Annotated in this window: 24 protein-coding genes; 15 read left to right on the forward strand and 9 right to left on the reverse strand. The window is 44.7% G+C overall.

The window, feature by feature from the left end:
• Window positions 1-65 precede the first annotated feature (65 nt).
• Window positions 66-188: a hypothetical protein gene (locus NAF17_RS18030; protein ID WP_256474409.1), complete on the forward strand. Its 123-nt coding sequence runs from the start codon at window positions 66-68 to the stop codon at window positions 186-188.
• Window positions 189-485: 297 nt separating this feature from the next.
• Here NAF17_RS18030 and NAF17_RS03260 read toward each other — a convergent pair whose 3' ends face one another.
• Window positions 486-1,133, reverse strand: a complete 648-nt coding sequence (locus NAF17_RS03260; protein WP_252756546.1) for a YceH family protein — start codon at window positions 1,131-1,133, stop codon at window positions 486-488.
• Between the two features lie 63 nt (window positions 1,134-1,196).
• Between NAF17_RS03260 and NAF17_RS03265 the strand changes: the two genes are divergently transcribed.
• Both NAF17_RS03265 and NAF17_RS03270 read left to right on the forward strand, forming a co-directional pair.
• Window positions 1,197-2,003 (forward strand): SDR family oxidoreductase, encoded by an 807-nt coding sequence (locus NAF17_RS03265; protein WP_252756547.1) that lies wholly within the window; start codon window positions 1,197-1,199, stop codon window positions 2,001-2,003.
• 41 nt (window positions 2,004-2,044) lie between these two features.
• Complete coding sequence (locus NAF17_RS03270) at window positions 2,045-2,434, forward strand: hypothetical protein (protein WP_252756548.1); 390 nt, start codon at window positions 2,045-2,047, stop codon at window positions 2,432-2,434.
• A gap of 164 nt (window positions 2,435-2,598) precedes the next feature.
• Here NAF17_RS03270 and NAF17_RS03275 read toward each other — a convergent pair whose 3' ends face one another.
• The 8 genes from NAF17_RS03275 to NAF17_RS03310 all read right to left on the reverse strand — a co-directional run bounded on the left by NAF17_RS03275 (window position 2,599) and on the right by NAF17_RS03310 (window position 12,447).
• On the reverse strand, window positions 2,599-2,988 hold the full coding sequence (locus NAF17_RS03275) for a group III truncated hemoglobin (RefSeq protein WP_252756549.1): 390 nt from the start codon (window positions 2,986-2,988) through the stop codon (window positions 2,599-2,601).
• Between the two features lie 84 nt (window positions 2,989-3,072).
• Window positions 3,073-5,739 (reverse strand): alpha-L-rhamnosidase, encoded by a 2,667-nt coding sequence (locus tag NAF17_RS03280; RefSeq protein WP_252756550.1) that lies wholly within the window; start codon window positions 5,737-5,739, stop codon window positions 3,073-3,075.
• A gap of 135 nt (window positions 5,740-5,874) precedes the next feature.
• Entirely contained in the window at window positions 5,875-6,612 is a 738-nt protein-coding gene (locus tag NAF17_RS03285) for a 3-keto-disaccharide hydrolase (RefSeq protein WP_252756551.1), read from the reverse strand.
• 9 nt (window positions 6,613-6,621) lie between these two features.
• Window positions 6,622-8,349, reverse strand: a complete 1,728-nt coding sequence (locus NAF17_RS03290; protein WP_252756552.1) for a GMC oxidoreductase — start codon at window positions 8,347-8,349, stop codon at window positions 6,622-6,624.
• Window positions 8,350-8,830: 481 nt separating this feature from the next.
• Window positions 8,831-9,979 carry a carbohydrate kinase family protein gene (locus tag NAF17_RS03295; protein WP_252756553.1) on the reverse strand — a complete coding sequence of 383 codons (1,149 nt, stop codon included), beginning with the start codon at window positions 9,977-9,979 and terminating at the stop codon, window positions 8,831-8,833.
• Window positions 9,924-10,658 (reverse strand): glucosamine-6-phosphate deaminase, encoded by a 735-nt coding sequence (locus tag NAF17_RS03300; RefSeq protein ID WP_252756554.1) that lies wholly within the window; start codon window positions 10,656-10,658, stop codon window positions 9,924-9,926. Before NAF17_RS03300 ends, NAF17_RS03295 begins: the two co-directional genes overlap by 56 nt.
• A gap of 2 nt (window positions 10,659-10,660) precedes the next feature.
• Window positions 10,661-11,752: a Gfo/Idh/MocA family protein gene (locus NAF17_RS03305; protein ID WP_252756555.1), complete on the reverse strand. Its 1,092-nt coding sequence runs from the start codon at window positions 11,750-11,752 to the stop codon at window positions 10,661-10,663.
• Window positions 11,753-11,763: 11 nt separating this feature from the next.
• Complete coding sequence (locus tag NAF17_RS03310) at window positions 11,764-12,447, reverse strand: GDSL-type esterase/lipase family protein (protein WP_252756556.1); 684 nt, start codon at window positions 12,445-12,447, stop codon at window positions 11,764-11,766.
• Between the two features lie 200 nt (window positions 12,448-12,647).
• Between NAF17_RS03310 and NAF17_RS03315 the strand changes: the two genes are divergently transcribed.
• The 12 genes from NAF17_RS03315 (at window position 12,648) to NAF17_RS03370 (ending at window position 22,566) form a co-directional block, all read left to right on the forward strand.
• Complete coding sequence (locus NAF17_RS03315; protein WP_252756557.1) at window positions 12,648-13,100, forward strand: MerC domain-containing protein; 453 nt, start codon at window positions 12,648-12,650, stop codon at window positions 13,098-13,100.
• Window positions 13,101-13,128: 28 nt separating this feature from the next.
• On the forward strand, window positions 13,129-13,581 hold the full coding sequence (locus tag NAF17_RS03320) for a Fur family transcriptional regulator (RefSeq protein WP_252756558.1): 453 nt from the start codon (window positions 13,129-13,131) through the stop codon (window positions 13,579-13,581).
• Between the two features lie 131 nt (window positions 13,582-13,712).
• On the forward strand, window positions 13,713-14,531 hold the full coding sequence (locus NAF17_RS03325) for an N-acetylmuramoyl-L-alanine amidase family protein (protein ID WP_252756559.1): 819 nt from the start codon (window positions 13,713-13,715) through the stop codon (window positions 14,529-14,531).
• A 113-nt stretch (window positions 14,532-14,644) separates the two neighbouring features.
• Entirely contained in the window at window positions 14,645-15,346 is a 702-nt protein-coding gene (locus NAF17_RS03330) for an HAD family hydrolase (protein WP_252756560.1), read from the forward strand.
• 2 nt (window positions 15,347-15,348) lie between these two features.
• Window positions 15,349-16,242 carry a phosphoribosyltransferase family protein gene (locus tag NAF17_RS03335; RefSeq protein ID WP_252756561.1) on the forward strand — a complete coding sequence of 298 codons (894 nt, stop codon included), beginning with the start codon at window positions 15,349-15,351 and terminating at the stop codon, window positions 16,240-16,242.
• A 52-nt stretch (window positions 16,243-16,294) separates the two neighbouring features.
• Window positions 16,295-16,849, forward strand: coding sequence for a TerD family protein (locus NAF17_RS03340; RefSeq protein WP_252756562.1), 555 nt, complete (start codon window positions 16,295-16,297; stop codon window positions 16,847-16,849).
• Window positions 16,850-16,928: 79 nt separating this feature from the next.
• The gene (locus tag NAF17_RS03345) at window positions 16,929-17,543 is read left to right on the forward strand and encodes a TerD family protein (RefSeq protein ID WP_252756563.1); all 615 of its coding nucleotides are present in this window, start codon (window positions 16,929-16,931) and stop codon (window positions 17,541-17,543) included.
• A 159-nt stretch (window positions 17,544-17,702) separates the two neighbouring features.
• Window positions 17,703-18,842 (forward strand): toxic anion resistance protein, encoded by a 1,140-nt coding sequence (locus NAF17_RS03350; RefSeq protein WP_252756564.1) that lies wholly within the window; start codon window positions 17,703-17,705, stop codon window positions 18,840-18,842.
• A 7-nt stretch (window positions 18,843-18,849) separates the two neighbouring features.
• On the forward strand, window positions 18,850-19,812 hold the full coding sequence (locus NAF17_RS03355; protein WP_252756565.1) for a hypothetical protein: 963 nt from the start codon (window positions 18,850-18,852) through the stop codon (window positions 19,810-19,812).
• 10 nt (window positions 19,813-19,822) lie between these two features.
• On the forward strand, window positions 19,823-20,644 hold the full coding sequence (locus NAF17_RS03360; protein ID WP_252756566.1) for a TerC family protein: 822 nt from the start codon (window positions 19,823-19,825) through the stop codon (window positions 20,642-20,644).
• Between the two features lie 85 nt (window positions 20,645-20,729).
• Window positions 20,730-21,176: a phosphatidylglycerophosphatase A family protein gene (locus tag NAF17_RS03365; RefSeq protein WP_252756567.1), complete on the forward strand. Its 447-nt coding sequence runs from the start codon at window positions 20,730-20,732 to the stop codon at window positions 21,174-21,176.
• A 67-nt stretch (window positions 21,177-21,243) separates the two neighbouring features.
• Window positions 21,244-22,566, forward strand: coding sequence for a sensor histidine kinase (locus NAF17_RS03370; protein ID WP_252756568.1), 1,323 nt, complete (start codon window positions 21,244-21,246; stop codon window positions 22,564-22,566).
• Window positions 22,567-22,592: the final 26 nt, after the last annotated feature.

Here is a 22,592-nt window from a genome sequence, read left to right on the forward strand (position 1 = left end):
AGATTTTATAACTTACCAAACCGAATAGATAGGGAAGCGGTTTTTAACGGATAAACAACAGCCGGATGCAAGCCTGTTTCTATTTCGACCTGCCCGATGGACAATGGGTTTTTCATTACATGGGTGAGGGACAGGAAACGCGCCACGTGGTAATGGATAATTATAACGCAATAGTTTTGCCGCCGTAGAGCATTCATTCGGGTTGCGGCACGGCAAGCTATAGTTTTATCTGGGTATGGCTGGCGAAAACCCCGACTATACCGATATGTAAGCCATTGCCATTTGTGATCTTAAATAAAACAATTTGACAATAGGTAGCGATACCAAAGGAAAAATTTCTACGGGTATTTATGCTGCCACTATCGCGGTTTCATTTATTCACTCGTGAATTGCCTTTAGCATGTACTTTATTGTGCTGCTGATTTGGCTGGTGCCCGATAAACACATCGAACGTAAACTAACCGACGATAACGCCGCTCATCATGTTAGCTAAGTTCTTTCATTAGTTTATCAAAGGCCTCTTTTAGTTCGGCCAGTTCGGTTTCTACCTTGCTCAGGCGTTCTTCCAATTCAGATGTATTTGCCCTGCGGGTTGGCTCGTCCTGTGCATCGTCTTCTATAATTGTGCCGCCTAAGAGGTGGCGGTAGCGCACTTCTTTTTGGCCGGGGCGTTTGGGTAATTGTGTTACGAATGGGGTTTCATCGGTAGCCAGTTTTTCCAGCATGGCCTGCACCTCGTCTAAATCTTCAAACTCATATAACCTGCCCGAGTTGGTGTTGATCTCGCCCGGTGTTTGCGGCCCACGCAGTATAAGCAAACAGATCACCGCTACTTCTGATGGTACAACCGGGAACACAATGCCAAAATTATGTTTGTATTTAGTAGAACGACTGCTGCCGCCTGTAGCGGTAGAGATCAACCCTTTACGTTTCAAAGTATCCAATGCCAGCATTACCGTGTTCTCGTCATAATCAACCACCGGTCGGCGTGCCGTTTTCTGGTTGCATGCAGCGGTGAGGCCGTTAAGCGTCATGGGGTAATAATCGGGTGTGGTTTTGCTTTTTTCCATCAGCGAGCCAAGTACGCGCAGTTCGGTATCGGTTAAAACAGGTAAAGTTTGCGGAGTATCCATGCACAAATATAACATTGGTTTTTGTTTTAGCATTCGCTTGATGCTCCTTATATTAGCCCTTGTATGACGGTTAGTATTTTAGGTTGCGGATGGTACGGGTTGGCACTGGCTAAAGCGCTTGTTGCCCGTGGCGTAACGGTTAACGGCTCTACCACTTCGCCGGATAAACTGCCAATACTTAATGAAGAAGGCATCAATTCTTTCCTTATCGATCTATCGCCAGATCGTTTACTATACGACCCTATATTTTTTTCTTGCGATGTTTTGGTGATTGCCATCCCGCCAAAAGCCCGTTCGGGGGCAGGGGCGGAGTATGTGCCGAAGCTTAAAAAAGTGATTGATGCCATCGATCAGCATAACATTAAAAAAGTTATTCTCATTAGTTCTACAGGCGTTTATGCCGACCAAAACCAGGAACTGAACGAACTAAGCGATTCTAAACCAAACACCCCATCGGGCCGTGTGTTATTTGAGGCCGAAGTACTTTTTAATCAACAAATCAATTTCAAAACCACCATTATCCGTTTTGGCGGCTTGATTGGTCCCGGCCGCGAACCGGGCAGGTTCTTTGCCGGGAAAAAAGATATTCCGAACGGTTTAGCTCCGGTAAATATGATCCATCAGCAGGATTGTGTGGGCTTTACGCTCGCGGTGATAGATAAGGACGCTTTTGGCTTTACCTTTAACGCTTGCACTCCGCACCATTTACCAAAATTGTTTTTTTACACACAGGCCGCCGCTAAAGCCGGACTGGAAGCGCCTCAATTTATCCCCGAGTTGAAAGAGTGGAAGATCATCTCCAGCGTAAATAATGATAAGTTTTTAGGTTACGTATATCACATCAAAAACTGGTACGACTGGCTTAAATAGCACGGTTTGCAAATAAAATAATTTATTATTTTAGCACTACCATGTCGCAATACAGCATACCCCTAAAGTACCGCAGGATGGAAAACCTGCACATCGTTTTCTGGCTTTTTAAAGATATAGGCTGGTGCCTTTTGTGGAAACCGCTGGGGCTGGTCATGATCATCCCGACATTGTTTATCTCTATCATGATAGCCTACCGCACCCGCGATATGGTATCCGAACTTTGCCACAACCTGGCCATTACCTTTTGGATCAGCGCTAATTCCTATTGGATGATCAGCGAATTTATGAACTTCGACGGGCACCACGTTTATGGTATGGTTACCTATAAACATTTAGCTATTATCCCTTTTCTGCTGGGCGTTTTCTGCCTGGCTTATTACTACGCCTACTGGCAACCCAGGCACCCTAATGAGGTGGAAACGCTCTGATGTGTAATAGTGAGCCTGTAGAACCATTCGCGAATTGTAAAAGTCTTCGACAAGCTCAGACTGACATGTTTGGTTTGTGATGCTGAACATCGTAAAGCATCTATTCGCCTACATGCATGATGTACATTAAACCCTTTGCTATCGTTTAGGATGACAAAAAGTTGTCAAACAATATTCAACGGGTTATTCTTCAAATAAGCGATCTTATGCTGAAACATCTCGGCCATTTTAGCTGCACGCCATTTTGCTTCCGTAGCTTTGCCGCCGGTAAAAAGTTCATCAACTGTTTGAGTGAAAAGCGCAAGCCATAGGGCGAAATGCTCGGGCCCTACGGGTAGCTGTGCATGCGGAGGGAAAGGCCTGCCATTGTAAGTATATTCTTCCAGCAGTACTGTTTGCCAGAAACGGTACATCTTTTCCAGATGGATAGGCCACTTGTCCTGTATGCGCTCGTTAAATATAGGCCCTAATAATTCGTCAGACTGGATGCGCTGATAGAAAGTATCAACAAGCAGTTTAATATCATCGAGGGTTAATATTTGAGTTTGGGACATAGTGCAAAAATACGACTTTAAAACAAAACCGTCATTGAGAGATTGCTTCGTACCTTGCAATAACGCGCGGAGAGGTGTGTGCGTTTACTTCACCACAAACTTATAATACCCCGCACTCACATGGTAAACACCACTAACAGGCTTACCACCTAAAGAAGCTTTTTTACCACCATTTAGCGGGAAAGTAATATCTGCTGATGTATTAGCAGGTACGGTTACCGAATACTCTACCGCATTGCCATTGCGTTTCCACGAGGAAACAACTTTGCCGTACGGGCTTGCATGCTCGGCAGTGAATTGTTCTAAGCCGGGAACAAAGTTTGGCTGCAGGATCACGTTTTTAAAGCCCGGTTGTTTTTCATCGGGTTTAATGCCTGCAATGCCGCTGTAAAGCCATGCACCAATATTACCAAACATGATGTGGTTAAGTGATATGTCATGCTTGGCATCTATATTCCAGTTTTCGTAAAGTGTGGTAGCGCCGTTCACCATCCACCAACCCCATGAAGGATAGGTTTCCTGCGATGCAATTTTGTAGGCAACATCCGGGTAACCGTTGTCGCTTAAAGCGCCTAAAATAGCTTTACCACCTAAGATCCCCACATCCAAATGGAAGTTGTCAGCTTTTACACGCTCAGCAAGTCGCGCGGCGATCTTAGCTTTATAAGCATCAGGAACCATGCCCCAGTAAAGCGGCACGGCAAGTTCTGTTTGCAGGCCTTTATTATAGGATCCTGTTTTTTTGTCCAGGTATTTATCGTTAAACGCTTTCTTAATTTTACTGGCTAACGCGATGTATTTCTGCTTATCGGCTTTGTTGCCCAGTATACCGGCCACTTTGGCCGCAATGGTAACATCTGCAAAGTAGTACGCGGTAGAAGTAACCTCCACGGGCGATACCGATTTTACAGGCACCCAGTCGCCAAGGCCCCAGGTGGTAAGGCCGGTAGGGTACAGGTCGTTAATGTGGTTCACGTAGCGTGTGATGTTTTCGTAATTGTCCTTCAGGATCTTGGTATCGCCATAAAACAGGTAAATATCCCACGGAATAAGCGCGATGGTGCTGGTCCAATCCGGCCCGTTACCCCACTCGTAACCCCAGCCTGCTGTTGGGATGATAGATGGCAATGTACCATTTGGCTGCTGCTCGTCGCGATGATCGGCCAGCCATTTTTCGTAAACGGTGATGCCGTCAAAATTATAAAGACCGGTTTCGGCAGCTATATGCGCATCGCCCGTCCATCCGTTCTTTTCGCGCTGTGGGCAATCTGTAGGATAACCAAACAGGTTGCTCAGGTACGAATTATTGGTTGCCACCCAGATCTTATTGATAGTTGTATTTGATGAATTTAACTTACCTATCGGCGGCACATCGCTGTGCATAAAATATCCGGTAAGGCTTTTGGTGCTCAGTTCAATAGGTTCACTGCTGGTAACCTCTACATACTGGAAGCCTTTGTAGTTAAACTTGGGCATAAAGGTTTCCTCGCCTTTGCCGCTCAGCGTAAATATATCTACCTGGAAAGGGTCTTTATCATCGGTTGGGCGGTAATGCAGGTCGATGTTCGAGAGATCCACGTGGCCGTTCTTATACAGCCTTTCGCCATGTTTTAAGCGGATAACCGTACCCTCTTTACCTTTTACGGTAAATTTGGTTACACCGGATATATTTCTGCCAAGGTCAAAAACCATAGCGCCATCGTCTATTTTAGTCATGGTTTTTGCGGGGATCTCGTCTACATTGCGTATAGGGTGTAATGCCTGTGCGGTTACATTTTGCGATGGCACAGGGCGGGCAAATGCTGGTTTCCATTTGGTATCGTTAAAGTTGATGGTGTTCCATCCGGGCTGGTCAAGGCGGGCGTCGTAATGCTCGGCAGTGTAAATACTGTTCAAAGTAATGGGACTAAAGCTGGTTTTCCATTGCTCGCTCGAGCGTATTGTCTGAAAAGTGCCATCCTCATAAGTGATCCGCAGGTCCAAACAAAAAGTCGGGCGGTTACGCCAAGATGCCTTATCAAAATCCCAAACGGCGGTGCTTTGGTGATTGTACCAGCCATTGCCCAACAGAACGCCAATGGCGTTTTTACCAGCCATAATATTCTTGGTAACATCATAAGTAACATATAAGGTACGCCTGTCAAAACGGGTGTACATGGGGTCTAATCGGTGATTGCCAATTTTTTCGCCATTGATATAAAGTTCATACAAACCCGCAACAGCAATATACGCCCTTGCCGATTTTACTTTTTTGCCAGTACCAAATGTAGTGCGGAAATAGGGGGCGGGTTTTACGTTTACACCTTGCTCGTCGCTTATCCAGGTGCCTTTCCAGTTGGTCATTTTAAGCATACCCATTTCAAAACTGCTAACCGTAGATGATATAGCCTTTACGCCATCTTTATCCCAAACATCAACCTTCCAGTAGTATTTTTTGAATGCCTGTAAAGCCTTGCCATTATAAGTGGCTAATATATTTGATGAAGCTATTTTGGCCGATGTCCAGTCGCCGCCTTTACCACGGCTTACCTCCACAGAATCCATCCCTACAAAAACCTGGTAGGCAGTTTGTTTTGCGCCCTGGCGGTTATCGGCCAGCATCCAGGTTAAACGGGGATGCGTGTTATCTATACCAATGGGGTTTACAAGGTATTCTATGCGCAAACCAATAGGTTTGGCAGGTGTTGCAGCCTGTGTAAATAACGAAAAAGGCAAAAAAGCACCAACCAGTATGTTATGAAATAGGCGCATAGCGTAAAGATGGTTTTAAATTTTATTAGCTTTAATTGGGTTAAGAATGTTTTCGAATAAACACTGTTACACGCTGTTTCATAAAACAACAAAGCCTCCTCTGTGTGCAGAAAAGGCTTTGTCTCTCAAGTCGTTCTATAGTTTTTTGATCGCAACATTTTTAAACCATACGTCAGCGCCATGGTCTTGCAAGGCTATGCGGCCTTTTTTATAAGTGCCAAAGCCGGGCCATTCTTTAAACTTGCTGCCCGCTATCAGCTTTTTCCATTTAGCATCCCACATCGTGGTTTTTAAAACAACCTCGTTATTAACCAAAATGGTTAAGCTGCCATTATTGGCTATCACTTCAGTTTTATTCCAGCTGCCCGCTTTGTTTACAATCTCTTTATCTATCGACATCAGGTCGTAAAGGTCGCCCGCGCGGTGTTTGATCAGTTTACCGTCTTCATTCTCTTTGTTATCCGCGATCTGCGTTTCGGGCCCGGTTTGCCATGGGTATTTGTATTGGGTGGTATCCTCATGCACGTAGAACATAATGCCACTATTGCCCGCGCGACTTATCTTCCATTCCACTTTTAGGTCGAAGTTCTCATACTCGTTATTGGTAACAATATCGCCGCCGCCCGCGCTTTGCCAGTCGGCTTTTTTGGATGCATTTAGGTGCAGTTCGCCATCTTTTAATTTCCATGCACTACCAACCGCGCTTTTACCATAGGCGTGCCAGCCGGCCATGGTGTTATGGTCTATGAGATTTACCCATTCACCGGGTTTATCTGATGATGCAGTTGTGCTATCCTGATAATTTGCCGCCCTTTTACCTTTACAGCCGCTTATCGCGATAGCTGCTAATAATACAAAACTCAGTTTTCTCATAAATGATCTTTAAAGGTTACCTTTTTTAATTTCGTTAACAGCGAAAGTCGCGGCCCTTGCCGTAAGCGCCATGTACAATATTGAGGGGCTTTGGTTGCCGGTACTTGCCATACATGCACCATCGGTTACAAACACATTTTTGCAGGCATGCAGCTGGTTGTTGGCATTTAGTAAGGATGTTTTAGGATTTTTACCCATGCGTACACCGCCCATTTCATGAATATCTAACCCCGGCGATTGCTTGTTGTTGTGTTTGCTGATGTTTTTTACACCGGCTTTTTCCAGCATTTCGGCTGTGGTATTCAAAAAGTCTTCGGTCATGAGGTCGTCATTGGGATGGTATTCTACCGATGTTACCAATAATGGAATACCCCACTGGTCTTTTTCCGTTTCGCTGAGGCGGACGTGATTGCTCTCAACAGGTACAGTTTCGCCCTGTAGATAGGCAAATACATGCCAGCCGCCCGGTTCGCAAAGGTCATCCTTGTATTGCGCGCCAACCTGGCCTTGCTCGCTGTCGTTAGGGTGCTGGTCGCGATAAGCATTCATAAAGGTGGTGTAGCCTCCAAAATAATTGGTGTCGCGTTTATGCAGGTTACGGTAATTTACCAATATCAGGTCGGTAGGGTTGCGGCCAAAATAGTATTTATCCAGATAACCATCCAGCGTGCCCGATACCGATGCGCGGTAGTTATGGAACGCAATGTATTTACCCAGCATACCGCTATCGTTACCCAAACCATTAGGGAAACGGTTTGATTTTGAGTTGAGCAAGATGAGGTTGGTATTTAGTGCCGAGGCATTCACGAAGATCACCCTGGCATGGTATTCAATAACCTCTTTGGTGTTGGCATCTATAACGCGTACGCCACTTGCCTTGCCCAGTTTTTCGTCATAAATAACAGAATGGACAACAGAATGGGGGCGGATAGTCAGGTTCCCGGTTTTTTGCGCCCAGGGAAGGGTAGAACTTACCGAACTAAAGTACCCGCCAAACGGGCAGCCCCGCACGCACATGTTGCGCGCCTGGCATTTGCCGCGTCCCTGGTCAAGGTGAATCTGTTGCGGCTCGGTAAGGTGCGCCCAAAGAGCATGCACCAGGTGGCGGTCGGTATAATTATCTTTTAATGATTGTTTGATGTGCTGCAACGGCACGTTCATTTCAAACGGAGTTTGAAACTCGCCATCGGGCATAGCTTCCAGGCCGTCTTTGCTGCCGCAGATGCCTATAAATTTTTCTACGTGCGAATACCATGGCGCCACATCTTTATAGCCAATTGGCCAGCCAATGCCATAGCCAAAACGTTCGGGTGCGGTAAATTCAAACTCGCTCCAGCGTTGTGTTGCACGCCCCCAGGTAAGCGATTTGCCGCCAACCTGGTACCCGCGGATCCAGTCGAAAGGTTTTTCCTGTACGTAGGGATGGTCGGCGTCTTTCACAAAGAAATGGTCGCAGTCATCACCGTAGCCGGAAGCTTTGCTGATCAGCGGGTTTTCTTTGTTATGCTTCAGGTTCATGCGGCCACGGTAGGGAAATTCCCATGGCGGGGTGGTAGCGGTAGGGTAATCTTTAAGGTGTTTTACATCCCGGCCACGTTCTAATACAAGGGTTTTTAGTCCCTGTTGGCAAAGCTCTTTGGCAGCCCAGCCTCCGCTGATACCCGAGCCGATAACAATTGCATCAAATGTGTTCTCGGCAAAAGCGCCCGAACCTTTATCAGTAAAATTTGCTGACATTAAAGTTTATAATTTTGGTATCCTAAAGATGCAATAATTTATCGGAAAAGTAAAAATTTTGTTCTCGCGGGATCTTCTGAAAGAGGCTTTTCGCAAGAATGCAAGGCAGTACAGCGTCCAAGATGTGAGACCCTGCGGCGACAAAAATCGAAGAATTTACTCACCCCGCGGCACTTCGTGCGCGACCCTCTCTTTGCTGCGCGGAAAGAGGGTGTAGCTGTAGTTCTTACCCTGTTTGCGGAGCAGAGAGGGTCGACCAGCGTAGCGTAGTCGGGGTGAGTAAATTCTGCGAGGGTAAAGCCATCATGCTCATCATTGCCGCCCCATTTATGGAACGGATAGTTAATAAAAGGCATTGGCTTTAGCCAAAGACTTAGTTTGGCTAAAGCCAAGATTTGTTTGTTTATTATCCGTTGACTAAAGTCGACGGCAATGAATGAAATGTTTTGACATCAAGAATAGTTAATGAAGTCTACCGACGTTATCCACCAAAATAAGCAGCCAACTCCGTTATCCCCGGGCTTTCGCCCGTATTCATATAAATATTCGATGTCGAATTAGCCATCATTAAAGCTGCTTCTGCGTTAAACCCTAATAAAACAGCTAAACAGTAACCCGCGTTAAAATTATCGCCCGCGCCGGTAGAGATCTTCGGATCAGATATAAAGGTAGGTTCGTTAATGTAAGTGCCATTTTTATCCCAGGCAATTGAAATTTTTGAGTTGTGAATAACAATTGTATCGATTTTCAACGCAGTAAACAGTTTTTCGCCAATTAACTGCATATCCTCAGGCAGGACATCATCTATGAATGTTCTGTAAAAGATATTGGCCTCGTTTCTGTTCAAACTTAATGTTACCTGCCCATAAGTACCAAATTGTTCAATCAATTTTATGGCTGATGTGATAGCCCCCGCGCTGCGTTTAGAGCAATCGGACAGATCAAAAAAGAATTGTTTTTGGGTTGATTGTGGGCCTGTCAAAACATCGTCCAATAAGCCCTGCCACATGCTGTTGCTATGGTCAAGCTCGCTCCAGTTTACCAGACAAATAAGCTCGGCTTGGGTAAAAACCTCTGTAAGTTTTTCCAGCCCGACGGTTTGTTTAATGGTATCCCAATTGGCGTGGTTCAGATCGGTCATTTGGGCAAGCATGATCTTTCCATCGGCAAATTCCATGGCGGTGGTAAAGCCGGGGTTGGTATAGCTGTGCAGTTCGCAATTGGCATGCATGCCTGTAAAAGCTGGTGCAACGTTTGGAACCCCAAATGCGCCAACACAATTTACGCCGATGCCCATGCCTGCCAGCGCGTTCGCCATAATAGGCATGTTGCCGCCAAGTTTTTGTATCAGTTCTTCGCTCTCTAAACTAAATCCCGAACCACTTTTACTGCTGATATAAGTGCCAAACTCGCTGATAGTACGGAAGAATACCGTGCCGTAGTCGTTCTTGTAGTTAACCACTTTTACAATGGAATCTACAAACCCATCAAACCCGGCGGCAATTTTTTTACCGCACAGTAGGGTGGATGCATTTTGAAGCGCTTGTTGGATATGTTGCAGCTTTTCGTTCATATCAGGCACCATGTTCCAGTTCCGACGCGGCATCTTTATCCAGTAGAACAAAAGCATTCGACAATGTTTGCAGGATAGAAGCCGGTACCTCGGGTGTTACCAAACCTTGCAAACTTTCGTGGATGATATCTGCTTTTTTAGCGCCGGTTGCGATCAGTACAGCTATGCCAGCTTCTGCCAGATGTTTTAAACCAAGCGTGATGCCTTCTGTCAACGCGGTCTCCTTCGTGAAATATTTTTGACCTACCTGCACGGTAACCGGGTCTAATTCCGATCGGTGTGCATACAAGTCGAACGGTGTGCCGGGCTCATTTAAGCCTAAGTGGCCATTCATGCCAATGCCAACAATCATAATATCCAAGCCGCCTTTGCTGCTGATGAAGTTGTTCATGCGCTCGCATTCGGCATCCAGGTCTTCTGCCTTGGCATCAAACAGGGTGATGTTAATTAGTTTGGTATTTAGCTTATCAAAAAAGGTATGCTTTAGATAATATTTACAGCTACCCTGGTCGTTCTCGTCCATGCCCACCCATTCGTCAAGGCCGATAAAGAAGCTCTGGCTCAGGTCTATTTTGCCATCGTTTGCCCATTGCACGATGTAGTTGAGCATCCCGGTAGGTGAATCGCCCGAAGGGAAACAAATTACCGAAGCGGGCTTTTCGGCCAACTGTTTGGCAACCAGTTCGGCTGCAGCTTTTGACATTTCGTCGTTGGTATCGTATATTGATATTTTCATAATTAATCTTGTTTGGGGTTAAGCCACAAGTCAATAGGGCGGTCAACTTTTGGGGCGAATGGCAGCATTATCTTTTTGCCCTGCCCGGCAGATGCATAGGCGGCATATAACATTTCAAGCACTGCACGGCCATCTTCGCCGGTTACCAACGGGGTTTTATCCTCGCGCACGCATTCTATAAAGTGTTTCAGTTCGTGCGGATAGCCCTGGTTAAACACTTCTTCAAAAATGGTGAAACTCCATCCGGCAGAGGTATCTGCCTTTTCCATCGCGTAGCCATAACCTTCCCGGCTATAAGTAAGCGCCGAGCTGCCCATAAAAAGGTCGGCATATATAACGCCGCCTTTGCCGTAGATCTCGCAACGGTCGTCCATGCCGCCATGTTTGGCCCAGCTGTCTTCGGCAACGCAGGTAACACCGTTCTCAAATTCAACAATTACCACGGCATTATCCTCACCTTTGGTTCGGGCACCATGTAAAACTGTATCCATAGTGGCATAAACACTTTTAACCTTAGCATTGCCCAGCATCCAGCGAAACCAGCCCATGGCGTGGCAGCCCATATCCATCAGCACACCGCCGCCGGCAAAATTGATGTCGTAAAACCAATCGGTGTGTGGGCCGGAGTGTTTTTCGGCTTGTTTAAGCATGTACACTTCGCCAACGGCACCCTCTTTTACTACCTGCCTTGCACGTTCGTATTTAGGGGCGAAGCAAAGCTCCTCGGCATACATCAGCTTTACATTTTTGGCTTTGCAAACAGCTATCATTTCATCGGCTTCCTCTAAGGTAACGGCAAGTGGTTTTTCGATGATGATATGTTTGCCCGCGTTTGCCGCTTTAATGGTATTTACAGCATGCAGGTAATTGGGTACGCAAATGTCTATTACTTCACAATCTGTTTCGGCAAGTAGTTTATCTACATCATCAAAATAAGCGGGGATATGATGCTTTTCTGCAAAGGCTTTGGCCTTATCTATATTGCGGGCGTATACGGCTACTATCTCAGCTTCGGGTATAAAGCGCTGGTATGATTCTACGTGGATGTCAGATATAAATCCGGCGCCAAGTATGGCAACTTTGGTTTTAGTCATGCTATAGAGTATTACAGGTATTTCATTTTTTTTAGGTAAGCCACCCAAACTACATACGCCTCGGGTTTAAGGTGCAGGCCTTCAAAGGTATACCTGGCGTCCAGTCGGTTTTGTTTATCGAGGAAGAGCGGATGCAGGTTAATATAAGTATACCCCATGCTTGCCGCCTGCGCTTTTAGCATAGCGTTTACCCGCGGGATATGCTCGGCCTTGTCGTAATGCTGCGGAAAGTTTTTGACCGTGGGGTTTAACGGCAGAATGCTTTGTACAAAGATCTTGGTAGCCGGACTACCCGCTTTTACCCGTTTGATGATCTTGTAGTAATTGTAAGCGATCACCGAATCGGGGATATCCTTGCCAATGTCATTGATGCCCAGCAAAATAAATAGTTTTTTTGGCTGGCGGATAATTACATCATCAAGCCTTCTTAGTATTCCGTAGGTGATATCGCCGCCTATGCCGCGGTTTACCACAGTGGTATCATTTAGTAGTTTGGCCCAGTTGCCCGTTTCGGTAATGCTGTTGCCTAAGAAGATGATACCACCTTTGGTTATGGGTTGCTTTTTAAATTGTTCCAGCCGGTCGGTAGTATGGTCGGGTATAAAAGGGATGGTATCAAACAGGTTTTGGTTCGACGGCCGGGTTTGCGCCTGCGCAAAAACAGGCAGCAGCAATAGCAGCAGGATGTATTTCATAATTTGTTTATTGGCGGTTAAAATACAATAATTAGTAATCATAGAGGGCTTTTTTGGTGATTTTTATGCGGATTTTGGTCAATTATTTGCACTAAAAATCGATGTTTTTTTTATTAAGATATTGGGGTTAAATATTATTTTCTGACAAATCGCAAACAATTCTAAATACAATAATGTTGCATTTGTATTATCTTTGCAACATGATCTCGAGGTTAAAGACCATAAAACTGGACAATATTGGAATGACGGCGTCTACGCTTTGTGCTATACATTGCGCGGCGGTACCGGTGTTTTTTACCAGTTTGCCCTTGGTGGGCCTCGGCTTTTTGGCTAACCCCTGGGTAGAGTGGATCATGATCATCACCGCCTTGGTTGTGGGCATCTCATCTATCGGTAACTCTTATTTTAAAGAGCATCACCGCGTGTTGCCATTGGCTTTGCTAATAACCGGCTTTCTGATCATCATCATCGGCCATTTATTTACAAAAGGCTGGATAGAGGCCGTTATTGTGCCTGTGGGCGGTTTTACCATTGCATTGGCGCATTTCATCAATTACAAATACGCGGGTACTTGCAGGGCGGGCGATAACTTTTTCCACATCAAACACGCGCACAATCATGCACATGAACATGAAAGTCACAAGGCGGCGTAATTGCATTTTTTGTTAAATTTGCATTAAAATGGCACAAGTAAAAAATAACTACCAGTTTGAAGATATGCTGCAGAAGCATAATCTTAAAAAAACTGCGCCGCGGTTAAGGGTGCTGTCCATGATGTATTCCAAAAATACGGCCACTTCGCAGCCCGACCTGGAGAGCGTAATGAATGATATTGACCGAGTTACGCTGTACCGCATCTTAAACACGTTCGAGGAAAAAGGCATCATTCATAAAGTATTTGACTTGAACGGTACGGCCAATTACGCCGTTTGCCACTCGGATTGCCGGGAGAACCACCACCAAGACGAACATCTGCATTTTAACTGCACCTTGTGTAAAAATGTGTACTGTATTAACGAGCTAAATATGCCAAAGCTTACCCTGCCCGCGGGTTTCGAGGCGCAAGGGTTTACGCTTTATGCATCGGGCCTTTGCCCTAAATGCAGTAAAAAGGAACAGGTTAAAATGAACTGATTTGCAACAAAATTGCTATTAAACCATTGCGGTAAAAAAACGTCAAAAAACGACTTCCAATCACCAAAAACCGTCTTTTATTTTCCTTATGAATACAATGTTGATTACTTTAGCGTTCCTTAATAAAATAAATGATTAAAAAAAGTATTGGGCCGATAATTTCGGTTAGCATATTATGTTTTTACTTGCTGCTGTGTTCGTTCTCGCCTGCGGCAGATACCATCCGGGCTACAGGCTTTAAACTTAAAACCGTTATTATCGATGCAGGCCACGGCGGCAAGGATGCCGGTGCAAAAGGCTTAACCTCATTCGAGAAGAATGTAACCCTTTCCATCGCCCAAAAATTGCAGGACGCCATCAAGGCACAGATCCCCGATCTGAGTACTGTAATGACACGCTTCGACGATACCTTTATCGAATTGAGGCGCCGGTCTGATATTGCCAACAAATCGCAGGGCAACCTGTTTGTCTCTATCCATTGTAATTCATCTGCCGAGGGCACCGCCTACCGCGCGCACAAGCAAAGCGGGGTAATGCTGCTGGTTTATGCTTCAAAACGTACGGGGGAACAATTGGAGGCTGTGCGCGAGAATGCATCTATCCTGATTGAAAAAGACCCAACAAAATACGAAGCGTTGGATGCTGCCGACCCGGCTAATGCCATTATTCTGGATGCCTTTACCAAAAAATACCGTAAGCAAAGCATACGTTTCGGCGAATTCTTGAACCAGGAATTTACAGAAACTGACGGTCGCCCGTCCATTGGCGTACGCGAGCAAAGCCTTTATGTGCTGGCTAACAGCGGTATGCCCGCGGTGCTTGTAGAAACAGGCTTTATCAATAACCCCGAAGAAGAGATATTCCTAAACTCGGACGAAGGACAGGCGCAGATCGTGCAAACCATTATCCGTTCTATTATGGCGTACAGGGCGGCACAGATGGCGCAGTAACTTTAACATAAACTTTATTTTAATTTTAAAGCTAATAAGTATAAAAGGCATATATTAGATAAAGTTAGGGTTGCGGGTTGCGCTCCTTTCTGTAACCTGTATACATTTATTTAATGCCTCATTATTACCAGCACTATTCTTTTGATATGTGGTTAACACTCATCAAATCCGACCCCGAATTTAAAATTCAGCGCGCGCGGTTCTTCCACCAAAAGTTTAATAATACAGGCTTATCGGTTGATGATGTCGCCGGGGTTTTCCGTAAGGTGGACCTGATGTGCAACGCCGTGAACGAGAAAACAGGCAAGAACATTGATGCTGATGAAATGTACCTGATGGTGATCAGCCTCATCAATGGCGATCGGTTGAATATCGATGATATAGACTATCCCGCGCTACACCTGCAAATGGAGGATTTGCTTTTTAAATACCCGCCCCGCATGTATGCCGATGTAACAATTGATACCCTGCAGCATCTAAAGCTAAAAAGCGGAGCAACTTTTAGTTTGTTGAGCAACACAGGATACATCACCGGGAAAACATTAAGAAAAGTATTAGCACTTTATGAGCTGGATACCTATTTCGATTTTCAGCTGTACTCAGACGAGGCAGGGATGTCAAAACCAAACCCCGAATTTTTTAAGGCGATGCTAAACAACATAGATATATGTAACGGGGGCAAGAACATCCCGCTGAAAAACATTATCCATGTGGGCGATAACCCTAAAAATGATGTTAAGCCAGCCGAAGAATTAGGCATCAGCTCCATGCTCATTAATTCAAACCAAAACAGCATTTTAAGCCTTTTAAACTAAGCATGATAACCACTACCTACTCATTACACCATATCCACCACGATGATGATTTTGGCTTTGATGCCGATGATTACAGCCGTTTTAAGTTTGGCGATGGCGCTATATCAAAAGATTTTGGTATTGCCCTGGCGGATGGTTTTATTAATGAGTACTTAATCAATAACCCCGTCACCAAACAAATCGTGGTAATCTCGAGCCCGTATTCTTTTATCCCAACGGCAACCTTCGCCATGAAAACCTGGTTTGTTTACCGCCTAAACAATTGGCTGGCAGGGCAGGGCTTACCCGTGGTGCAGGAAACCAAGGTACACCGTACCATAACCTACAAAGAGGATTATGGTGAATTGGATGCCGAGCAGCGTATGAACCTGATAGGTAACGATAAGTTCCATATTGATAAGGAGTTCCTGATTGGTAAAACGCTGTTTTTTTTAGATGATATCCGCATTACCGGCAGCCACGAACGTATGATCATGAAGATGGTTGATGCTTATGGGTTAAAGAACGACATCCACATGCTGTACTTTGCCGAACTGATCAATAAAAATATCCACCCCAATGTAGAGAACCACCTTAACTATCACCAGGTAAAATCTATTTTTGATTTGGATGGTATTATCAAAAGCAGCAATTTTTGCATCAATACGCGTATTGTAAAATACATATTAAACTATAGTTTTGATGGCTTTAGGGTGTTCATCCAAAACCAAACTGCAGATTTTGCAGAACTGCTGTACAACATGGCTTTGGGCAACGGTTACCATACTATAGAGGCGTACGAACTGAACCTTATATTTATAAAAGAACAATTATTAGCCTCACCTCAATCCTCTCCAAAAGAGAGGCCTTTAAAGAGAGGGGTTTTAGAACCCTCTTCTTTGGAGAGGGCAGGATGAGGCTAAATATTAAAGAAAACTTACTTTTTAACAATTTTAAAATAACAAGATAATGGCAATTAATCTTCAAAAAGGGCAGCGCGAAGCTATCGACGCTCCCAAATTTACGATAGGCTTAGGTTGGGATACCAATACCTCATCTACCGGGGCTGCTTTTGACCTTGATGCATCTATATTTATTATGGGTGATAACAAAAAGATCTTGAGCGATGAGCACTTTGTTTTCTACAATAACCTAAAATCGCCGGATGGCGCGGTTGAGCACACAGGCGATAACCTTACCGGTGCAGGCGATGGCGATGATGAGCAGGTAAAAATAGACCTGAGCATAATTGACCCGCGTGTAACCGAAATTTGCATTGTAGTAACCATCCACGAAGCGGAAAGCCGCCGCCAAAATTTTGGCCAGGTGCGCAACTCGTTCGTACGTATTTTTGACGCGGCTACCAACGCAGATATTTTGAAATACGAGCTGGAAGAGGATTTCTCGATAGAAACAGCTGTAGAATTTGGCCGTATTTACAAACGCGATAACAAATGGAAATTTGAGGCAGTAGGCGCCGGTATGAAAGGCGGCTTGCAAGATTATTTAAATAAGTACAACTAAAACAGTCGATAGTCCATAGTAAAAAGCAGGCTATGGGCCATCAACTATGGACAACCCTTAACATAAATAAATTTAAATTATGGCAATTAATCTTCAAAAGGGGCAACGCATCAGCCTCGAAAAAACTAACGGCAGCAAACTGCAAAACGTTTGTGTGGGTATAAACTGGGGCGCTATAGAGAAAAAGGGCATATTTGGCTTTGGTGGCAGCAAAGAAGCGGTTGACCTTGACGCCAGCTGCGCTTTGTTTGATGAGAATAAAAAACTGATAGACGTAGTGTACTTCGGTAACCTAAAATCGAAAGACAACGCCGTAAGCCACAGTGGTGATGACCTTACCGGTGATATGGGCGGCGATGATGGTTTAGATAACGAAGTGATTTCGCTTGACCTGGGCGGCCTTAACCCGGCGGTTAAACACGTGGCATTTGTGCTTAATAGCTTCAAAGGCCAGGATTTTGGTACCATACCTTTCGCGTCTATCCGTATTTACGAAGGCACGCCAAAACGTGTGAACGAGATCTTCGCAACGTACGATATTGCCAACGGATCCGACTTTAAGGGCCACGTATCAATGGTGATGGGCATCTTCTACAACAAAAACAGCGAGTGGAAATTTAACGCCATTGGCGAACCAACCAAAGACCGCAAGCTGGAAGAAACCGTGAATACCGTAATGCGTAATTATTTGTAATTTAACGTAATTTTTGCTCTTCTCTTGAGAGGGCGCGCGCCGGATAGTTTAATGGCAGATGTGTTTGTTTGCTAACACACCTCTGTCCATCTTAAGAGGGAAGCCCTTTGCTCAGGCCGATAAACGAGAAAGTTATCATTATTATTAAACAACAAAACAATGGAAACCAACCTAACCAACGAGGGTGCCGGCCTGCCGGATTTTGCAGCTACACCGGCTGCGGCAAGCACTAACACCCCGGTTAAATTAGATAAAGAAGGCAACGTAGACCTGACCAATATTACGCCGGATGAGGTTAAAAAATTCAATGAAAAAGGCAAGGACTTAAACCCAAGCGACGTAAACTCGATCCTGAATTATGGTACCGATGTGCAGGCATCTATGGAGCGTTACAGTAATACTTTCCTTACATCGGTACGTACGTTTGATTCGGGCGAGGTAGGCACTTTAATTACCGACCTGCTGCACGAGCTGAATTATATTGATGTAGACGAACTGGAGCAAAACGCTTTTGTAAAAATCATATCTCGCATCCCAATTTTGCGTACCCTGGTTATGGATACCAAAAAGATGTTTGCCAAGTACGACCTGGTGGTTAACAACGTTGACAAGATCACCAACAAAATAAAAGCGGGCCGTGTAAACTCCATTAAGGATAATGCATCGCTGCAAACCATGTTTGATAGCAATGTAGACTACATCCACCAGATGGAAGAGCTTATTATTGCCGGCCAGTTACGCTATGCGGAATTGAACGAGCAGCTTGCGGTGATGGACGGCAACCCATCTGCCTACCAGGATTACGAGATTGCCGACCTGCGCGATTACGTAAACCGTTTGGATAAACGCCTTGCCGATTTAAAGGTGGTTCGCTTTATTATGCTGCAATCGCTTGCCCAGATCCGCGTGGTGCAAAACAACAATACCACCATTGCAGAAAAGGCGCAGTCGATAGTATCTACCACCATCCCGGTTTGGAAAAACCAGCTCACCATTGCCGTGGCCTTGAACAGGCAAAAGGCCAATGTAGAGATGCAGAAAAAGATCTCGGACACTACAAATACCATTTTGCTTAAAAACGCCGAGCTTTTAAAAACAAACAGCATAGATGTTGCCCGCGAAAATGAGAAAACTGTGGTATCTTTGGATACTTTAAAACGTACTACACAATCGTTAATAGAGACTTTAACCGAGGTTAAACGCATCCATGACGAGGGTACACAAAACAGAAAAACGCTTAATACCGAGTTGCAAACTTTAGAAACTGAGTTGAAAAAGAATGTGACCAATACACGTTAATTGGCATATGGATGAAAACAGGCTAAACATATTAAATGCGTCCACGCGTGATATCAGCAAATTGCAGCTGCTATCGGTTTTTTTTAATAACGACGTTATTTATAAGATTTACCTGCGTACACAAGTGCTGCACCAGCTGTTTCAAACCAACCCCGAACTTGATATTAACCAACTGGAGATGTTTCATCTCCAGTTTACACAAACCCTTACTGATCTGCTTAAGAAAATCAAAAAGAACAATGAGGCCCGGGCCGACCTGCTGCTTGACGAAGTACACCTAAACCACCAGTTGATAGAGCAGATGGAAGGTTCGGCATATAGCGAACAAAGTTATGTGAACGATAAACAGCGGCAGGCGCTAAAAATGAGCCAGTCGTTACGTAAGCTGTTCCAGGTACTTTCAGATAACTCGGCGGAGTACCCGTTCGCGGCAAATATCAATAAGTTTAGCGCGCATTTTTCGGCCGATTACTTTTACAGCATCTCTACCGAGCTGGTTTACGAGCTGCTGGTTTATAACCCGGCTGATGTTTACTCAAATGAATATGCCACCATACAGCGTAAGCTTATGGGCAGCCTTTGCAAGTACGATTTTAAGATCGAGTTGTACTGCGGCGTAAGGGCAAACGATATTGTACTGGAGGTTTATCGCTTCGCGGATGTAAACAAATATTTTCTGTTTTCGCCGCTTAACAATGTTTTGCTATTTTGCGATGTAGCTAAACTGGGCGATATTGACCTGAAGAACACCGTGAGCAAACGCGAGCGCATAATGCGCGAACTACGCGATAAGAATGTGCAGCTAACAGGCAAGGCCGGTTTAATAAAAGCCAACCTGCCAGAAAATATTACGGCCCTGCTGGCCGAGGACTATAAAAAGATAGCCGATGTGAACTTTATGGCACACATGAACGCGTTTGACGTGCAGGCTAATATTTTAAAAACGATGTTAAACACTGATATACTTTAAACTAAAAACAATGGATTTTTTACACACCTTACTTGGTGAAGATATAAAAGCAGGCTTACTAATTGTCTTAAACCTGATCGTTATAGAAAGCTTGCTCTCGGTAGATAATGCCGCGGTGCTGGCTACTATGGTTATCGATTTGCCTAAGGAGCAGCGGAGCCGTGCCTTGCGTTATGGTATCATTGGCGCTTACGTGCTGCGTGGGGTATGTTTGTTCCTGGCCGCGTGGCTGGTAAAAATCTGGTGGTTAAAGCCATTGGGTGGCTTGTATCTGCTTTACCTGGCGTTCGATTATTTTAAAGGCAAGCTTGCTAAAAAACATGCCGATGGTGGTGATGAGTCTGTAGATAAGAACAAGAACTGGCTGTACAAATCAACCGTTGGGCTTATAGGTACCTTTTGGGCAACTGTGGCATTGGTAGAGCTAATGGATTTAGCCTTTTCGATAGATAACGTATTTGCTGCCGTGGCCTTTACAGATCACGTATTTTTGATCTATACCGGGGTGTTCATCGGTATTTTGGCCATGCGTTTTGTGGCGCAGGCTTTTGTGAAACTGATGGAGAAATTTACCTTCCTGGAAACAGTCGCCTTTATGGTGATAGGTGTATTGGGTATCAAGCTTACGGCTTCACTGTATGTGCATTTCTTTCCGGAGGCAGGTTTCTCCAAATTTATGGAAGGCGAGACTGCAGATATCGCTGTATCGATATTTACGGTGGCAGTGTTTATTATTCCGGTAATTACGTCAATCCTATTTAATTTCCCTAAAAAGAACATCATCAAACCCGAAATAGCCGAAGAGGCCGAGAGCGTGTTAGATAAAAGCTAATTGGGCTGAACAATAAAACAGCATATATGAGCGCGCTATGAGGTAGCCACGCTATCGCTCGCAATGACATGGTTAATTTTTAATAATGAATAAACTCATCGCATCTATATTTGGTATTGGCTATGTAAAGGGTGGGGGCACGCTTGCCGCTATTGTTACCTGCCCGTTCATCTGGCTTTTGTGGCGGTCTGATATGCATAGTCCGCTGTATTTGTTAGGCGTTACCATTATCATAACCCTGTTAGGCATTTATGTTGGCGACAAAGTAGAACCCGCCTGGGGAAAAGACAGCTACCGCGTGGTGATAGACGAAGTTGCCGGCATGCTGGTAACCATGCTATTTATACCGCCAAATTTGTATTACCTGTTAATAGGCCTGGTGCTGTTCCGCTTTTTTGATATTGTAAAACCATTGGGCATCCGTAAAATGGAAGCCCTGCCGGGCGGCACAGGTGTTATGATGGATGATGTGCTGGCCGGCGTGTATGGCAATATTGTACTGCAGGTTGTGGTACACTTTGTTAAGTTTTAAGCCATACATTTACATTGCTCAGCAATTATAATAACCTTAGTTTTTAAACTTTAACCATTATCAAGGTATGTATTTTTTTATCTATGCCGCGTTGCTATTGCTTGCTATACGCCTGCGCAAGTCCATAAAGCTATTACCTATAGCGCCAAAATGGAATACGCCGCTCTACGGCATTGCTTTAAGCGCCATTGGTTTATATTTTTTGGTAAATGACCTTGTTCCGAGGGATGAAATAAACGGTATAATCATCGCCATGGTACTATTGGGTGTGGTGCTTTTCTTTAACAAGGAACCCGATTTTAAAGGGTTCAGCGTAATGATCAACGCACATTACCCGTTGATCGCGATAGCCTTAATAGCCAATTTAACAGCGCTGATAAACATTAAGTTCTACAACAAATACGATAACTTTTTTGAGAGTGCACAACTGGCTGCCTTCGGTTGGGTATTCCTTCGCGTAGCAACTTCTAAAAAACAACAAAGCGAACTCAAACGCATCAGCGAGCGGAAAGATGAACTGGAAATTTTAGTTGCCGAGCGTACCACCGAGATTACCAAGCAACGTAACGAACTACAAGAAACTGTAAAAGAACTGCAAGCCACCCAGGCACAATTGATTCAGCAGGAAAAACTGGCATCCTTAGGTGAACTTACCGCCGGCATTGCCCATGAAATTCAAAACCCGCTAAACTTTGTCAATAACTTCTCTGAGGTGAGTATGGAATTGATTGACGAGATGGAAGAGGAAATGGCCAAAGGCGATATGGAAGAAGCCACCGCTATTGCCAATGATATCAAACAAAACCTCGAAAAAATTCGCCACCACGGTAAACGTGCAGATGGTATTGTGAAGGGGATGCTGCAGCACAGCCGTGCCAGTAGTAACGTAAAAGAGCTTACGAATTTAAATACCATTGCCGATGAATATTTCCGCCTGGCGTACCACGGCTTGCGCGCCAAGGATAAGTCGTTCAACGCTGACCTGGTAACCAATTTCGACCCAAATTTACCGGAGATCAACATCGTATCGCAGGATGTTGGCCGCGTATTGCTTAATATGTTTACCAACGCGTTTTACGCCGTGCATCAAAAACAAAAAACGATTGGTGGCGACTTTAAACCGAAAGTAGAGGTATCTACACGGGTTATATCGGCCGCAAATGGTAAAGAGTTAGAGATCACGGTAAAAGATAACGGCAGCGGTATCCCGGATGCTATCAAGGATAAAATTATGCAGCCTTTCTTCACCACCAAACCGGCAGGTGAGGGTACCGGTCTGGGCTTATCTTTAAGCTACGATATTATTGTAAAAGCCCACAAAGGCCATATCGATATCCATAGTAAAGAGGGTGAAGGCACATCGTTTATTATTACCCTGCCTTTGGCGTAACGTTGTTATGCTCTACATGATTTAAT

Origin of the sequence: Mucilaginibacter aurantiaciroseus (assembly GCF_024055595.1) — a bacterium.
GTDB lineage: Bacteria > Bacteroidota > Bacteroidia > Sphingobacteriales > Sphingobacteriaceae > Mucilaginibacter > Mucilaginibacter aurantiaciroseus.

Coding starts and splice junctions, on each gene's coding strand:
- NAF17_RS03315 (WP_252756557.1), top strand. CDS start 12,648: ATGATCTCGAGGTTAAAGACCATAAAACTGGACAATATTGGAATGACG.
- NAF17_RS03285 (WP_252756551.1), bottom strand. CDS start 6,612: ATGAGAAAACTGAGTTTTGTATTATTAGCAGCTATCGCGATAAGCGGC.
- NAF17_RS03360 (WP_252756566.1), top strand. CDS start 19,823: ATGGATTTTTTACACACCTTACTTGGTGAAGATATAAAAGCAGGCTTA.
- NAF17_RS03300 (WP_252756554.1), bottom strand. CDS start 10,658: ATGAAAATATCAATATACGATACCAACGACGAAATGTCAAAAGCTGCA.
- NAF17_RS03355 (WP_252756565.1), top strand. CDS start 18,850: ATGGATGAAAACAGGCTAAACATATTAAATGCGTCCACGCGTGATATC.
- NAF17_RS03340 (WP_252756562.1), top strand. CDS start 16,295: ATGGCAATTAATCTTCAAAAAGGGCAGCGCGAAGCTATCGACGCTCCC.
- NAF17_RS03265 (WP_252756547.1), top strand. CDS start 1,197: ATGACGGTTAGTATTTTAGGTTGCGGATGGTACGGGTTGGCACTGGCT.
- NAF17_RS03290 (WP_252756552.1), bottom strand. CDS start 8,349: ATGTCAGCAAATTTTACTGATAAAGGTTCGGGCGCTTTTGCCGAGAAC.
- NAF17_RS03365 (WP_252756567.1), top strand. CDS start 20,730: ATGAATAAACTCATCGCATCTATATTTGGTATTGGCTATGTAAAGGGT.
- NAF17_RS03295 (WP_252756553.1), bottom strand. CDS start 9,979: ATGCTTTTGTTCTACTGGATAAAGATGCCGCGTCGGAACTGGAACATG.
- NAF17_RS03325 (WP_252756559.1), top strand. CDS start 13,713: ATGATTAAAAAAAGTATTGGGCCGATAATTTCGGTTAGCATATTATGT.
- NAF17_RS03345 (WP_252756563.1), top strand. CDS start 16,929: ATGGCAATTAATCTTCAAAAGGGGCAACGCATCAGCCTCGAAAAAACT.
- NAF17_RS03310 (WP_252756556.1), bottom strand. CDS start 12,447: ATGAAATACATCCTGCTGCTATTGCTGCTGCCTGTTTTTGCGCAGGCG.
- NAF17_RS03270 (WP_252756548.1), top strand. CDS start 2,045: ATGTCGCAATACAGCATACCCCTAAAGTACCGCAGGATGGAAAACCTG.
- NAF17_RS03260 (WP_252756546.1), bottom strand. CDS start 1,133: ATGGATACTCCGCAAACTTTACCTGTTTTAACCGATACCGAACTGCGC.
- NAF17_RS03305 (WP_252756555.1), bottom strand. CDS start 11,752: ATGACTAAAACCAAAGTTGCCATACTTGGCGCCGGATTTATATCTGAC.
- NAF17_RS03280 (WP_252756550.1), bottom strand. CDS start 5,739: ATGCGCCTATTTCATAACATACTGGTTGGTGCTTTTTTGCCTTTTTCG.
- NAF17_RS03370 (WP_252756568.1), top strand. CDS start 21,244: ATGTATTTTTTTATCTATGCCGCGTTGCTATTGCTTGCTATACGCCTG.
- NAF17_RS03335 (WP_252756561.1), top strand. CDS start 15,349: ATGATAACCACTACCTACTCATTACACCATATCCACCACGATGATGAT.
- NAF17_RS03320 (WP_252756558.1), top strand. CDS start 13,129: ATGGCACAAGTAAAAAATAACTACCAGTTTGAAGATATGCTGCAGAAG.
- NAF17_RS03275 (WP_252756549.1), bottom strand. CDS start 2,988: ATGTCCCAAACTCAAATATTAACCCTCGATGATATTAAACTGCTTGTT.
- NAF17_RS18030 (WP_256474409.1), top strand. CDS start 66: ATGCAAGCCTGTTTCTATTTCGACCTGCCCGATGGACAATGGGTTTTT.
- NAF17_RS03350 (WP_252756564.1), top strand. CDS start 17,703: ATGGAAACCAACCTAACCAACGAGGGTGCCGGCCTGCCGGATTTTGCA.
- NAF17_RS03330 (WP_252756560.1), top strand. CDS start 14,645: ATGCCTCATTATTACCAGCACTATTCTTTTGATATGTGGTTAACACTC.